Source organism: Aquimarina celericrescens (assembly GCF_042682765.1).
Classification (GTDB): domain Bacteria; phylum Bacteroidota; class Bacteroidia; order Flavobacteriales; family Flavobacteriaceae; genus Aquimarina; species Aquimarina celericrescens.
This window is the reverse complement of the sequence record NZ_JBHUHY010000009.1, coordinates 14858-30304: the sequence shown is the minus strand read 5'-3', so window position 1 is coordinate 30304 and position 15447 is coordinate 14858. Positions and strand designations below refer to the sequence as shown.

The following is a 15447-nucleotide window of genomic DNA, read 5'->3' as shown; positions in this document are numbered from 1 at the left end:
TTTGTTTTAAATAATCTCTTCCACTCTTTTTTTTAACCTATGAGTATGTCCTTTATATAATCTACCATCAATTTCGCTCCTTAAACCATAAGTATAAAAAATCATAACTCAAATTTTACGCCCTGCCTGCCGGCAGGCAGGTATTCAGTTGCGCCACACGACCGATATAAAATTTCTAAGACAATTTACTTTTTACTATCGTAGAAATGGTTTTACCATCTGCCTTACCTGCCAGTTGAGAAGAAGCCATTCCCATTACTTTTCCCATATCCTTCATACCTTCTGCTCCTGTTTTGGCAATAATATCTACCACTACTTTTTCAATTTCTTCTTCGCTTAACTGTGCCGGTAAAAATTGCTCGATCACCTTGGCTTGATCTAGTTCTGGTTGCGCCAGGTCATCTCTACCCTGCTCTGCAAAAATTACAGCACTGTCTTTACGTTGTTTTACCAATTTTTGCAGCAATTTTACCTCCTGATCCTCTGTAAGTTCTTCTTTAGCTCCGCTTTCTGTTTGAGCTAACAAAATAGCCGATTTAATAGCTCGTAATGAGGTTAACGCATTGGTATCTTTGGCCTTCATAGCCTCTTTCATTGCGGTCATTACTTTTGCTTGTAAACTCATGGGTATAAATTTTATTCTTACGGATTGCGAAGATAAAAAATAAACCGATAATCTATCGTTAGATTATCGGTTATCTCGCAATTTTAGTTATTAAAATCTTTTAGTCTACATTATCATGTAGAAATGAATTATTTTTTCTTAATTGTATATCATCATTACCATCGGTTCCTAGTGAAGTACGTGACAATCCAGAATCATCAGGTTTTGCATCTACATCTATCCCAGCACGCTTATAGGCCGGTTCTTTTTCGATATCATCAATCTTATTAGAACTGTTCCTGAATTTATAATTAAATTCTTTCATCTTTTCACGACGTTCTGCCGCTCTGGCCTTTAGTGTTTCAGAAATAGGTTGATTTATAGGATCTACATCTTCGGTTGGCTCTGTTTCCGGAGCTGGAGCAACCGTTTTCTTTTCAAAAAGAACCTCTTCATCTTCTTCCATAACTTCTGGTTGTGCTTCAGTTAACCTTTTTTCTTCTTCCATATAGTCTTCTAGACTGTATTTTCGAACACCTCCTGATATAGTTTCGCTTGTTGGTACAACCTCTATAGGTTCGTTAACCTCCATATCCAAGATATCATCACTTAGATCAAAAATTATAGATTGTTCTTCTTCTTCGATTTTTTCAGTTACAGAATTTTCAGAAGCAATTTCATTAACCGTTTCTTCTTTACCTGCTCCAACAGGCATATCGAATGCCAATGAAAATTGATCTTCTTTCTCTTGTTCTGCTATTTCTTTTGCATCATTAACTTCTATTTCTTTAATAATATCTTGTGCATTAATAATCACAAAATCATTATCGGTAGAAAAAGCATCCACTATTTCATAGTTAACATCAATATTTTTCAAGAGATCTGTAGTAGGAATCAAAGGCTCATCGACTTCTTCTGCATCTTCAATCAATTCATGCTTTATTATTGAAGATTCTTCTGCCTCTTCCTTCTTAGGCAACGGAGAAAGTATTGGCGTAACCTTACCTGTAGATTTTGGAGTTAAATCTTGCACTGCAGTACGCTGCTCATCTTCAAGGGTATGAATAATTTTCTTGGTTTCTGTATTTACAATCTCGTCTTGCTGTTCGACATCGAATCCTGTTGCGATTACTGTTACAGAGATGGCGTCTTCTAACGACTCATCTTCTCCTACACCCATAATAATATTAGCACCATGTCCCGCTTCTTGTTGAATGTGATCATTGATCTCACCAATCTCGTCGATAGTTATCTCTTCTCTACCAGATACAATTAGCAGCAGTACATTTTTGGCTCCGGTAATCTTATTATCATTAAGTAGCGGAGAATCTAGTGCCTTTACAATAGCATCGTGAGCACGTTTATTACCAGAGGCATTAGCAGACCCCATAATTGCCGTACCACTATTACTTAGAACCGTTTTTGCGTCACGTAAATCTATGTTTTGCGTATAGTGGTGTGTAATAACTTCGGCGATACCTCGAGAAGCAGTGGCAAGAACCTCGTCTGCCTTAGAGAAACCAGCTTTAAACCCAAGGTTACCATATACTTCGCGTAGTTTATTATTATTGATCACAATCAAAGAATCCACATGGGCACGAAGACGTTCTACACCCAATTGTGCCTGCTCATTACGCATACGACCTTCAAACTGGAAAGGAATAGTCACTATTCCCACGGTAAGAATATCCAATTCTTTAGCCATTTTTGCAATAATAGGAGCTGCTCCGGTACCAGTACCACCACCCATACCTGCAGTGATAAAAATCATTTTGGTATTGGTATCCAACATGGTTTTTATTTCTTCGTAACTTTCTACAGCGGATTGCTCGCCAACTTCTGGATTGGCCCCTGCCCCTAAACCTTCAGTTAATGAAACTCCTAACTGAATTTTATTAGGAATCGAACTATTCTCTAATGCCTGTGAATCTGTATTACAGATGACAAAATCAACCCCTTTTATTCCTTGTTGAAACATGTGGTTGATGGCATTACTACCTCCTCCTCCTACTCCGATCACTTTGATCACATTAGATTGATTTTTGGGTAAATCAAACGAAATGTTTTCGAATTCTTCGTTATTACTCATAATTGCTAATTTTCTGGTTCTCCTGCTTTTCTTACTCTATTTTTTACCGTTCAAATCTGAACTTTTTCCTTCCTAAACTATTCTGCGTTATCCAAAAATTCTTTGAATTTTTCTGTCCATTTTTCAAGAATATTCTTTCTTGGCTTAAGATCAACTCTAGGGTTTTCTTCTTCAATAACATTGGTATCTGTTGCCTCAACCTGTTGTGTCGCTTCAGCATTTGCCAAAGCTTCTTTTTGGGTCGACTTTTTTTGTTTTTTAATATGTACCAGACTATCCATTACCAATCCAACTGCCGTTGCATACATTGGGCTAGTTGTTTCTGCATCACTATTGCCTGCCAAATGCTCGTTTGGGTATCCTATACGGGTATCCATGCCAGTGATATATTCTACCAATTGCTTAAGGTGCTTGAGCTGTGACCCCCCGCCTGTCAAGACGATCCCGGCGATCAATTTCTTCTTTGGAGATTCATGCCCATAGTTTTTTATCTCTAAAAACACTTGTTCGACAATCTCAACTACACGTGCATGAATAATTTTGGACAAATTTTTAAGGGTAATTTCCTTAGGTTCTCTACCCCGCAGACCTGGAATTGATACAATCTCATTATCCTTATTTTCTCCGGGCCAGGCAGATCCAAATTTTATTTTCAGTAACTCTGCTTGCTTTTCAATAATAGAACATCCTTCTTTAATATCTTCTGTAATCACATTTCCTCCAAACGGAATCACAGCAGTATGACGAATAATGCCATCTTTAAAGATTGCCAGATCAGTAGTACCCCCTCCAATATCGATAAGTGCGACCCCTGCCTCTTTCTCTTCCTGACTTAATACTGCATTTGCAGAAGCCAGAGGTTCTAGGGTAACATCAGATAATTCTAACCCAGAACTTTTTACACATCGCCCAATATTTCTAATAGAAGTTACCTGACCAACAACAACATGAAAATTAGCTTCTAGTCTTCCTCCATACATTCCCACGGGTTCTTTTATTTCGGCTTGACCGTCTACTTTATATTCCTGAGGAAGTACATGCAGGATCTCTTCTCCCGGTAACATCACCAGTTTGTGTACCTGATTACATAATTTCTCGATATCGTCCTCATCGATAACGGCATCTGCATTAGGTCTAGTGATGTAATCGCTATGTTGCAAACTTCGAATATGTTGACCTGCAATCCCTACTGTCACATCGGTGATTTTAATACCTGAAACACTCTCTGCTTCTTGAACAGCTTGTTGTATTGATTGTATAGTTTGCGTGATATTATTAACTACCCCACGATGCACACCCAAACTTTTGGACTTACCTACTCCCAGGACTTCCATCTTTCCATATTCATTATACTTCCCGACCATAGCGACAATCTTTGTTGTCCCTATATCTAATCCTACCGCTATATCATTTCTTTCTCTTTCCATAATGGTATTATTTTATTGTGCACACCACTTGATTACTAAATTGTAAACTGACTTTTTTGTACTTATCAAGGCTCTTATCTCTAAGTGCCTTTTGATAAAATGCCTTAAAATTCTTGATCTTACCAGTAAGATTTTCTACTTCCCCAATTACTACTCTAAAAGAGTATACTCTAAGCTCTAATTCGTATTGCCCTTTTACGTTCAGATATACCCCAACTACATGCTTTTTCAAAAATTCATCCTCCTGAATTTTCTTCAGTAATGGAAAAACTTCTGGAATTTCTCTCTCTGATACGTTATGTACTAAAGGCACATGTGCCGAATAACTATCAGACAGAGGCATCGTATTTCCTGTAATATCTACATAAAAAGGAGTAACTGCGTTCACTCTTGCAATTGGGGTGCGTTGTTTAATTCTAGCCCTAAGCTCCCCACTTACAGTAAGATACACATCAGAATGCTCGATCATTTTGTGTGAATCCAGCTTTTGCTCTACAGTATTCAAAACTAAAATTTCTTTACCCACGTTCGTAACCCTTCCGTCATTTTGTATTAACAATTTATTAACCATGAGTTCGTTTACGTAAGGATCCTGCTCTTCGATGAATTCTATAAGCACTTCACTAATCTTTCTTTGCTTATTACGTTTACTAGTAAATGCAAAAAGAACAATCACTAATAAGATCAAGCTACTAAATTTTAGATATGTCAATACCCTCTTCTTCATACTAATAATGCCTCTTTAATACTATTTACTTCTTCTCCTATATCTCCAGCTCCTATGGTAACTACAACTTCAGGTTCACTTTTTAATATTTCATCGACCAAATTATCTTTTGACACTAGCTTTTTATCTTCACTTGTAATCATTTCTAATAACCATTGCGATGTTATTCCTTCTATAGGTAATTCTCTTGCAGGATAAATGTCTAACAGCAATAATTGATCAAATTGACTAAGGCTAGCTGCAAAATCTGATGCAAAATCCCTGGTTCTGCTATACAAATGAGGCTGAAAAACAGCCAATACCTTTCTGTCAGGATGCATTTCTCGTACCGCCTGATGTAAAGCATTAATCTCTGTTGGGTGATGCGCATAATCATCTACATAAACGATATCTGGAGTTTTGATTTGATAACTAAACCTACGCTGAACTCCTTTAAATGATAATAAAGCCTTTGCTAGTGATGTGGTCGGGGAGCCGTATAGCATCGCAATAGCAAAGGCTGTAATGGCATTTAACAAGTTATGTCTACCTGGCAGGTTTAAATGCAAATCCCTAATGAGTTTGTTGGGGGTTTTTAAATCAAAAATGTATGTTCCATTATCTATTCTAATATGTTGAGCACAGTAATCAGAATTGTCTTCTATTCCAAAAGTTATCCCAGAAATCGGAAGTCCATTACAGACCAAAAGATGATCTTTTGCTCTTGACGAGAATTCAACAAAAGATTCTTCTAGGGCGTTGGCTTCTTCATATATATCCAAATGATCTGCATCCATAGAAGTTACCGCTACGATATCTGGGTACAATTGCAAAAAAGACCTGTCAAATTCATCAGCCTCAACTACCACCACTTCATTACCTTCTAAAATTAGATTAGAGTTATAATTCTCGCTAATGCCACCTAGAAACGCAGTCACTTTTGCCCCACTTTCTTTCAGCAAATGTGCCAAAATTGCTGTTGTGGTTGTTTTTCCATGAGTCCCTGCTACAGCAAGTGTATATGTATTTTTTGTAATTATCCCCAGAACTTCAGCTCTCTTTTTTAGGTCATATCCATGATCACGCACATAGTTAAGCTCTTTATGATCCACAGGAATAGCTGGTGTGTACACTATAAGTGTTTCTTCTTTATTCAAAAACACATCAGGTATAGCACTTACTTCGTCTTCAAAATGAATTTCAATACCGATTTTACTTAAATCTGTAGTGATTTGGCTAGGAGTTTTATCATATCCAGCAACATTCTTGCCTAAAAACTTAAAATATCGAGCAAGCGCACTCATACCAATACCGCCGATACCGATAAAATAAATATTCTTTATGTTCTCTAACTCCTTGTTCATTTATATGCTATACACTAGTATTCTTTTATTAATTTTTCAATTTCATTGACTATATCTGATGTTGCATTAGGTAACGCCAGATTTTTTATATTTTTCGAAAGTTCCTTTTGCTTTTCTTCAGACGCTAATATTTTAGAAAACGTACTCTCAAATTTTGAATCCAACTCACCTTCTTTTAACATAATTGCCCCACCTTTATCGACAACAGCCTTTGCATTTTTCGTTTGATGATCTTCGGCTACATTGGGTGATGGGATGAACAATACTGGTTTAGCCACAATGCATAATTCTGAAACTGAACTTGCTCCAGCTCTAGAAATGATAATATCTGCCGCTGCATAAGCCAGATCCATGGCATCCAGAAACTGATGTACTTGTACAGAATTTTGATTATCATGTTTTTTATATTCTGAATAATACAATTTGCCACACTGCCAGATTACCTGAACGCCTTGCCGAGCAAAGAAATCAAGTTCTTTCTCAATGAATTGATTAATTTTTCGTGCTCCTAAACTTCCTCCTAAGACCAAAATCGTTTTCTTATCGGGATCAAGGTTATATTTTGACAAAGCTATTTCTCTTTTACCATCAATTTCTAACAGATCCTGGCGAACGGGATTACCTGTTTTGATAATTTTATCTTTTGGAAAAAACTGATCCATATCATCATAAGCCACACAGATTTTACTAGCTTCTTTGGCCAACCATTTATTAGTTATTCCAGGAAATGAGTTTTGTTCCTGAAGTACTGTAGGTATTTTTTTAGAACCTGCTACTTTCAGCAAAGGGCCACTGGCAAAACCACCAGTACCAATAACAACATCAGGCTTAAAACTTTTAATTATTTTTCTTGATTTCCACAGACTACTCAGCAATTTAATTGGAAACAAGAGATTACTCAATGTCAATTTTCTTTGAATTCCACTAATCCAAAGTCCAACAATCTCATACCCTTCTTGTGGTACTTTTTGCATTTCCATACGATCCTTTGCACCCACAAACAAAAATGAGGCATCTGGGTACCTGTTGCTCAACTCGTTTGCAATAGCTATCGCAGGATAGATATGTCCTCCTGTTCCTCCGCCAGATAATATGATTTTCAATCCTTTGCTCATACAGCTTCTCGTAACACCTCTAGAGGATTTTCTTCTTTTTCTTTATCTAATTCTTGTTCAATGATTGCTTCTCGTTTACTACTTACACTCAGTACGATTCCTATAGCCAGACAAGTCATCCAAATAGATGTTCCTCCACTACTAATTAAAGGAAGTGTTTGACCCGTAACCGGAAATAATTCTACCGCTACTGCCATATTAATCAATGCCTGAAACACGATAGGAAGTCCGACTCCAATGACCAACAGTTTCCCAAAGACATCTTCACTCTTATGTGCAACAACTACTAATCTAAAAAGAAGAAACATGTACAATAGCATTAGAAATACACCGCCTAAAAACCCCCATTCTTCTATGATAATAGCATAAATAAAATCTGAGGATGATTGTGGTAAAAAGTTTCTCTGTACACTTTTGCCAGGACCAGTGCCAATAATTCCACCTCTTGCAATAGCTATTTTTGCACGTTCGATTTGATAGTCCTCCTGTGTATCTTTATTATCAGTAAAATTCTCGATTCTGCTTACCCAGGTATCAACTCTATTGGGAAACATTCCTGGAAAGGCTTTGGCGAATAGCATAAAAAATACTAATACAATAAAACCAGACCCCAGAATTGCTGAAATATATTTTAATGGGTATCCACCAAGAAATACCAACATAATTACCATTGAAAATATAATTGCTGCCGTAGAGAAATTTGCAGGTAAAATGAGCATGAGCACCAAAAATACTGGTAACCAAAGTGGCAGTAAAGTTTCTTTAAACGATACTTTTTGATCTTTAATTTTTGAAAGGTATCTGGCAACATAGGCCATGAGAACCACAGCTGCCAAGGTAGAAGTCTGAAACGTTACTCCTACAAAAGGTAAACGAATCCATCTGCTTGCATTAGCTCCTTCTATGGTGTTATTTTGAGCCATCGTCACCAATAATAACACTAAAACTACGGGGATCATAATAATAGAAAGTCCCTTGAAATAATGATAGGGTATTTTATGTACTCCATACATAATCAAGAAACCTAAGACCAGATGTGCAAAATGTTTAACTAAAAAACTAAAGGTATCCCCATCGCCATATAAATATGCCAAATTACTACTCGCACTATACACTGGTAAAAAAGAGAATAATGCCAACAAGGCAGCTACTGCCCATATCACTTTATCACCTTTAATATTTCTGAGTATTTTGGTCATTCTTATTACTAGTTTTTATTATCGTAGTTATCTATCCACCCTTCTTTGTATAATTTTATGTATTCTCTGTTTATTTATAATTCTCTTACCGCTTCTTTAAACTGTCTTCCTCTTTCTTCATAATTTTTGAATAAGTCAAAACTTGCGCAGGCCGGAGACAATAAAACATTTTCATTTCGCTCGGCTATTTTATAAGCCATATTTACCGCCTCTTTCATGGATTGCGTTTCGGAAATATTATCAACACAGTTACCAAAAGCATTAATAATCTTAGTGTTATCAACACCAAGACAGATAATTGCTTTCACTTTTTCATTAACAAGTGAATACAATTCTGAGTAATCATTACCCTTATCTACGCCGCCAACGATCCATACTGTGGCAGATTTCATAGCATCTAGCGCATAAAAAGTAGCATTAACATTCGTAGCTTTAGAATCATTAATATATTGTACATTATTTATTTTTAATACATTCTCCAGTCTATGTTCCACACCGTGGAAGTTTTCGAGGCACTCCCTAATAGTAACCTTTCGTATTTTCAATAATTGTGATACAGTAGCCGCGGCCATTGCGTTTTTCACGTTGTGATTCCCCTTTAATGATAAATCTGTTGTTGGCATGATGAATTTGTTGTTATCTATAGTTATTTTTATATTTCCTTCTTCTAAATAAGCCCCGTTTTCCAGTTTTCTTTTTAATGAAAATGGTAGTAATCTTGATCGAATGGGATGTTTTTTCAGGTTGTTCGTTATCACTTCATCATCTGCATCATAAATGAAATAATCATCTTCATTTTGATTCATTGTAATTCTGAATTTTGATGCGATATAATTTTCAAACTTATCTTCGTATCGATCCAGATGATCAGGTGTAATATTGGTTAAAACAGCTATATGCGGAGCAAAATCTCTAATTCCGTCTAACTGAAAACTACTAAGTTCTAACACATAAAAAGGAGCATCATATTCTGCAACTTGTCTGGCAAAGCTATCTCCAATATTTCCCGCCATAGCTACCTCAAGTCCGCCATGCTTCAATATATAATGAGTAAGCATTGTGGTAGTGGTTTTTCCATTACTTCCGGTTACTCCTACTATTGTTGCCTTAGTATATTTTGAGGCAAACTCTATCTCTGACACTACTAGAATTTCTTTTCCCTTGAGTTTTTGCACCAAATCAACCTTATCAGGAATTCCAGGACTCTTCATCACGATATCAGCATTCAGAATTTTATTCTCTGTATGCTGCTGCTCTTCCCATTCGATTTCAAAATTTCTAAGAACTTCTTTATAGTGGTCTGTAATTGTTCCCTTATCAGAAACAAAAACGTCATATCCTTCTTTTTTTCCCAGAATAGCAGTACCTACCCCGCTTTCTCCTGCACCTAAAACCACTAGTCGTTTTTGTATTTTTGAATTATGATTCACGATTTACGATTTCTTATTGTTTTAATTGAAGCCACAGTTATTGATAATAATTCATTCGCTTCTTTCGACAATCTTTTTATTTCCTGATGTTCTTTATCAGAAACTTTTAAAAAAATGTCCAAGAAATACATGCTTTCATCAGCCTCTTCTTCAACTATTTTTAACTTATTAATGAAATCGTCATTGGATTTGGCTCGACAAGCTGCACGATAATTTACGCCAACAGAACTGGAACATCCAATTAATTGTCTGCAATAGGCATCATACTCTCTAGTAACAGGAAACTTTCCGCATAAATTCCAGCAATCAATTGCAAATGTTTTAGTTCTATCTTTTAATACTTCTTTCATAAATTCGTCAATCCAAAATCGTATATCTTAAATTTTATCTTACTTTTAATGTGATTACTGCTATAATTGCCAGAAAAATTCCCACAATCCAAAATCTTGCAACGATCTTACTCTCATGTATTCCCTTTTTCTGATAATGATGGTGTAAAGGAGACATTAAAAATATCCTTCTTCCTTCCCCATATTTCTTCCTTGTATACTTAAACCAACTTACCTGCATCATCACCGATAGGGTTTCTATGAAAAATATTCCGCAAAGAATAGGTATTAAGAACTCTTTACGAATCGCGATTGCTATCACTGCTATAATCCCGCCTATTGTCAAACTACCCGTATCCCCCATAAAAACCTGAGCAGGATATGTATTATACCATAAGAAACCTACTAGCGATCCTGCAAATGCCGTGATAAAAATGGTCATCTCACCAGAATTAGGGATGTACATTACATTGAGGTAGTCTGAAAAAATGATATTACCCGAAACCCAAGCAAAAAGTGCTAACGTAAGTACTATAATTGCAGAGGATCCAGCAGCTAACCCATCTATCCCATCGGTAAGATTAGCCCCATTTGATACTGCCGTTACGATAAATATGACTATTGGAATAAAAATTAACCAAGCATATTTTTCCATTTCAGGACCTATCCATGTTATTAGATCTGAATAGTCAAATTCGTTATTTTTGAAAAATGGAATTGTCGTTTTGGTAGATTTGATAGCCGGATTAAAATCATCACTTTCATTATTCGAACGTTCTACCGCTACAGTGTCTGCATTCGCTTTTTCCTGTCTAACCGTGATGTCATTATGAAAATACATGATACATCCCACTATGAGTCCCAGTCCTACTTGACCAATCACCTTAAATTTTCCTGCTAAACCTTCTTTATCTTTCTTTTTAATTTTTAAAAAATCATCAGTAAAGCCAATAATCCCCATCCACAATGTGGTTATGATGAGCAGGATCACATAAATGTTATCAAGCTTGGCAAACAACAAAACGGGAACCAAAGTGGATAAAATAATAATTACTCCTCCCATTGTTGGCGTCCCCGCTTTTTCTGATTGACCTTCTAGACCTAATTCACGAATACTTTCTCCCATCTGCTTTTTCCTTAGAAATCTTATAATTCGTCTACCATAAATTGTAGAAAGCAACAATGATAATATGATCGCAATTGCTGCTCTAAAAGTGATGAATCGAAACAACGTTGCCCCCGGGAACTGGTACTCGCTTTCCAAATATTCAAATAAATAGTATAGCATAGGTCACTACCTTTCGTACTCTGATCCAGAGTGCGAAAAGGATTTTATTTGTTTAGTTTTTCTAATTCTTCTTTCACTATTTTAAAATCATCAAAATCAATTCGTTCACCATTAATTTCTTGATAGGTTTCATGGCCTTTACCTGCAATGAGAATGATATCATCTTTCTCGGCTAATTGACAAGCTGTTTTTATTGCTTGTTTCCTATCGGTTATTGACAATGTCTTTTTATAATCCTGTGGCTCTACTCCTTTCTCAATATCTTCAATAATCTGATCAGGATTTTCTGTTCTAGGATTATCACTGGTAAAAATGGCTTTATTGCTCAATTTTGCTGCAATATTACCCATGACCGGGCGTTTCATTTTATCCCTATCTCCACCACATCCAACTACTGTAATTAATGTCTCGTTATTAGTACGTATATCATTTATGGTTTCTAGGACATTTTTTAAGGCATCGGGGGTATGCGCATAATCTACAATGGCTGTTATTTTTTCTTCTGAAATCAAATATTGAAATCTACCGCTTACACTTTGCAAATCACTTAATAGCCGAAGTGTCTCTAATGTTTCTAAACCAAGTAGTTCTGCAGTCGCAAAAATTGCTAATACATTGTAGGCATTAAAACTCCCAATAAGTTTTGTCCAAACCTCATGTTCATTTAATTTGAGTAACAATCCTTCTAAATTATTCTCCAAAATCTGCCCTCGATAATCTGCGTATGACTTTAAAGCATAGGTATATTGTTTTGCCTTGGTATTCTGAAGCATAAAAGCTCCGTTTTTATCATCTTTATTTGTCAAAGCGAACGCATTCGATGATAATTCATCAAAAAAGGCCTTTTTTACATCTCTGTACTCTTTGAAGGTATTGTGATAATCAAGATGATCATGAGATAGATTTGTAAAAATACCTCCTGCAAACACAAGCCCTTCTGTACGTTTTTGATGAATCCCGTGCGAACTAACCTCCATAAAACAATATTCTACTCCCTCTTCATTCATTTCTTTGAGATAGTAATTAATTGTTAAAGAATCAGGTGTTGTATGCGTAGCTTGGTATTTCTTGGTATCTACCAGAATTTTAACCGTCGAGAGCAAACCTACCTTAAAACCTGCCTTCTTAAAAAGTTGGTATAACAATGAAGCTATGGTGGTTTTGCCATTTGTACCAGTTACGCCTACCAGCTTTAAGTTTTCTGAAGGAGCATTATAATAATTAGATGCCATAATGGCTAATGCTGACTTAGTATCCTGAACAACTATGTAAGTAATCCCATTTACCTGGATATCGGGAATTTCTTCACAAATGATAGCTTTAGCACCTAGATCAATTGCTTTTGCTATAAAATCATGTCCATCTGAAACATTACCGCGAATCGCCACAAAAACATCATCCTGAGATATTTTTCGAGAATCAAATTCAATCTTGTCAATACTGGTAGTTGTATTACCTACTACTGCATTGATAGAAACCTTATACAATATGTCTTTTAACTGTGTCACGATAATTCTAGTCTAACAATTTCATTTTCTTTGACTTTGGCACCAGGCTCTATAGATTGCTTATCAACCTTACCTGCCCCTTTCAACTCTACTTTAAGCCCCATATTTTCTAAAAGAGAAATTACATCCATTGCGGGCATTCCTTTTACATTGGGCATAATAGTTTTATACTTCTGAGCATTATGAAAATATTTTTTATAGCTATTCACTACAGAATTGCTTTCAACCACTGTATAAGACACCTCATCGATAACCGGTATATCATTATATATTTTTGTAGCAATAGTTTTAAATACAGGTGCTGCTACCTCGCTACCATAATAGCCTTTTTCTTTATTGGGCTTATGAATTACTACAATACATGAGTAAATGGGTTTATCTGCAGGAAAATATCCTGCAAAAGATGATATATACTCCCGCTCTTTATCTTTCCCGTAATTACCCCAACAGGTTCCTGTTTTTCCTGCGATAAGAAAATTATCACTCCGAATATTATCAGCCGTTCCTCTTCTTACCACATTCTTCATCATCTCTTGTACAATTTTGGCTGTCTTCTTAGAACAAATCGTAGGGTTAATAATTTCTTTATCGAATCTTTCCCTGGTTTTATCCCAGGTCTTTACTTCTTTAATAAATCTAGGCTTCACCATTTCGCCGTCATTAGCAATTGCGTTATAAAAAGCCAATGTTTGTAGAGGGGTAAGAGCAACGCCATAACCGTGAGCCATCCACGGTAAAGTGGTCCCATACCAGTCTTTATCTCCGGGATATGGAATTTTAGGAATTCCTTCTCCTTTGATGGATAAACCAAGAGTCTCTCCTAGACCCATGTTGATCAGACGATCGACGAACTTTCTAGGATTATCTTTATAATTATTATTAATCATTTTTGCAAAAGCAGTATTTGAAGAAAGTTCAAAAGCCTTTGCAGCAGATATTTTTCCGTACCCGCCCCATTTAGAATCTCTTACGATTCTATCATAAAATTTTACTCTTCCGTTTTCAGTATCAACTACATAACTTGAATCAATCACCCTATCTTCCAATGCGGCCACCATGGTCATTAATTTGAAAGTAGATCCAGGTTCATGAGATTCACCAACTGCATAGTTCAGTTTTTCATAATATTTACCGGCTTTGGTTCGACCAAGATTAGAGATTGCCTTTATCTCTCCTGTTTTGGTTTCCATGACCACCACAGTGCCGTGTTCTGCTTCAAATCTTTCTAATTGACCCAGTAATGCATGATGTGCAATATCCTGTATATTCACATCAATTGTAGAAACAACATCATAACCATCTTGCGGTTCTACTTCATTAGCATCTCCGATTGGTTTCCATTGATTTTTTGCTATTTTTTGTTTTTTGCGTTTTCCTTCTTTACCTCTTAAAAAAGGCCCGTAAGCTCCTTCTAATCCTACTCTGGTATAATACCCATTTTCATCCCTTCTTTCGTACCCCACAGTACGTTCTGCAATTTTACCTATTGGATGTTCTCTTACTGTACTTTGTTCTACTATTAAACCACCTCGATTAGAACCAAACTCAAACAAAGGAAACTCTTTAACTCTCATGTACTGAGAATAGCCAAGATTTCTACGAATCAGCAAGTACCTATTCTTATTTGCTCGTGCCGTTCTTATCATCTTATCGTAATATGTAACCGGCTTTCCAAATTCTTTAGAAAGTGCTTCACATAGTGGTTTTACATATTCTCTAAAATCTTTATCAGTTACTGTAAGGGCGTCAAACCTAATATTATACTTTGGAACTGACGTTGCTAACAGGTTCCCTTTACTGTCATAAAGGTTTCCTCGATTTGCAGGAATATCAAAGGTCTTAAAAACTCTTTCCTGAGCCTTTTGCCGATACATGTCACCTTCTACAAATTGTATATTCACCAACTTTATTAATACCGCAACGGCAAAAATGAACATACATGCTGCTATAAAATACAACCGGTTTAATATGTTTCTTTCTTTTATTGCCAAACTGCTTAGTTTTTTACTATTATCTTTTGTGGTGGGGTTGTGGGACGTTTTAATCCTTCACGAGTCATCTTTTTTATAATAGAAGACTCCATTTTAAGCCTCATCAATTCTGTTTTTCCATCTACAAATTGTGTTCTTAATTCTCTTACTTCATCATTTAATCTGGCAATCTCATGCACCTTACTTTCAGCATTATGAGAGCTTGCAATCATGATGATTGCCAAAAAAGAAAGAAACAACAACATCCTCCAGTTTTTCATCGCATCATCAGCGATAAGAAACTTTCCTTTTAATATGTCATACACTGTTTGTTTCATCTTTTATCTTAACATTTTCAAGCGCCAATTAGAATTTGCTACTATTCATATTGATTGATATCATCTTGAATATTATTACT

At 36.0% G+C, this 15447-nt stretch carries 13 protein-coding genes; all 13 read right to left on the bottom strand.

Features of this window, described 5'->3' with window-relative positions:
- Window positions 1-175: 175 nt before the first annotated feature.
- Window positions 176-625, bottom strand: coding sequence for a GatB/YqeY domain-containing protein (locus tag ACFSJT_RS10440; protein ID WP_378320204.1), 450 nt, complete (start codon window positions 623-625; stop codon window positions 176-178).
- A gap of 100 nt (window positions 626-725) precedes the next feature.
- The gene (gene ftsZ / locus ACFSJT_RS10435; protein ID WP_378320203.1) at window positions 726-2693 is read right to left on the bottom strand and encodes a cell division protein FtsZ; all 1968 of its coding nucleotides are present in this window, start codon (window positions 2691-2693) and stop codon (window positions 726-728) included.
- 77 nt (window positions 2694-2770) lie between these two features.
- Window positions 2771-4120 carry a cell division protein FtsA gene (ftsA, locus tag ACFSJT_RS10430; RefSeq protein WP_378320202.1) on the bottom strand — a complete coding sequence of 450 codons (1350 nt, stop codon included), beginning with the start codon at window positions 4118-4120 and terminating at the stop codon, window positions 2771-2773.
- 7 nt (window positions 4121-4127) lie between these two features.
- Entirely contained in the window at window positions 4128-4847 is a 720-nt protein-coding gene (locus tag ACFSJT_RS10425) for a cell division protein FtsQ/DivIB (RefSeq protein WP_378320201.1), read from the bottom strand.
- Window positions 4844-6190 (bottom strand): UDP-N-acetylmuramate--L-alanine ligase, encoded by a 1347-nt coding sequence (gene murC / locus ACFSJT_RS10420; RefSeq protein WP_378320200.1) that lies wholly within the window; start codon window positions 6188-6190, stop codon window positions 4844-4846. Before murC ends, ACFSJT_RS10425 begins: the two co-directional genes overlap by 4 nt.
- 14 nt (window positions 6191-6204) lie before the next feature.
- On the bottom strand, window positions 6205-7305 hold the full coding sequence (gene murG / locus ACFSJT_RS10415) for an undecaprenyldiphospho-muramoylpentapeptide beta-N-acetylglucosaminyltransferase (protein WP_378320199.1): 1101 nt from the start codon (window positions 7303-7305) through the stop codon (window positions 6205-6207).
- Window positions 7302-8504 (bottom strand): FtsW/RodA/SpoVE family cell cycle protein, encoded by a 1203-nt coding sequence (locus ACFSJT_RS10410; RefSeq protein ID WP_378320198.1) that lies wholly within the window; start codon window positions 8502-8504, stop codon window positions 7302-7304. The genes murG and ACFSJT_RS10410 overlap by 4 nt, the downstream gene beginning before the upstream one ends.
- Window positions 8505-8578: 74 nt before the next feature.
- A complete protein-coding gene (gene murD, locus ACFSJT_RS10405; protein ID WP_378320197.1) occupies window positions 8579-9934 on the bottom strand; it encodes a UDP-N-acetylmuramoyl-L-alanine--D-glutamate ligase in 1356 nt (451 codons plus the stop codon).
- Window positions 9931-10284 (bottom strand): four helix bundle protein, encoded by a 354-nt coding sequence (locus ACFSJT_RS10400; RefSeq protein WP_378320196.1) that lies wholly within the window; start codon window positions 10282-10284, stop codon window positions 9931-9933. Before ACFSJT_RS10400 ends, murD begins: the two co-directional genes overlap by 4 nt.
- Window positions 10285-10318: 34 nt before the next feature.
- Window positions 10319-11551, bottom strand: coding sequence for a phospho-N-acetylmuramoyl-pentapeptide-transferase (gene mraY / locus ACFSJT_RS10395; RefSeq protein ID WP_378320195.1), 1233 nt, complete (start codon window positions 11549-11551; stop codon window positions 10319-10321).
- A 44-nt stretch (window positions 11552-11595) separates the two neighbouring features.
- The gene (locus ACFSJT_RS10390) at window positions 11596-13059 is read right to left on the bottom strand and encodes a UDP-N-acetylmuramoyl-L-alanyl-D-glutamate--2,6-diaminopimelate ligase (RefSeq protein WP_378320194.1); all 1464 of its coding nucleotides are present in this window, start codon (window positions 13057-13059) and stop codon (window positions 11596-11598) included.
- On the bottom strand, window positions 13056-15050 hold the full coding sequence (locus tag ACFSJT_RS10385; RefSeq protein ID WP_378320193.1) for a penicillin-binding protein: 1995 nt from the start codon (window positions 15048-15050) through the stop codon (window positions 13056-13058). Before ACFSJT_RS10385 ends, ACFSJT_RS10390 begins: the two co-directional genes overlap by 4 nt.
- Window positions 15051-15055: 5 nt before the next feature.
- Window positions 15056-15367: an FtsL-like putative cell division protein gene (locus tag ACFSJT_RS10380; RefSeq protein ID WP_378320192.1), complete on the bottom strand. Its 312-nt coding sequence runs from the start codon at window positions 15365-15367 to the stop codon at window positions 15056-15058.
- Window positions 15368-15447: the final 80 nt, after the last annotated feature.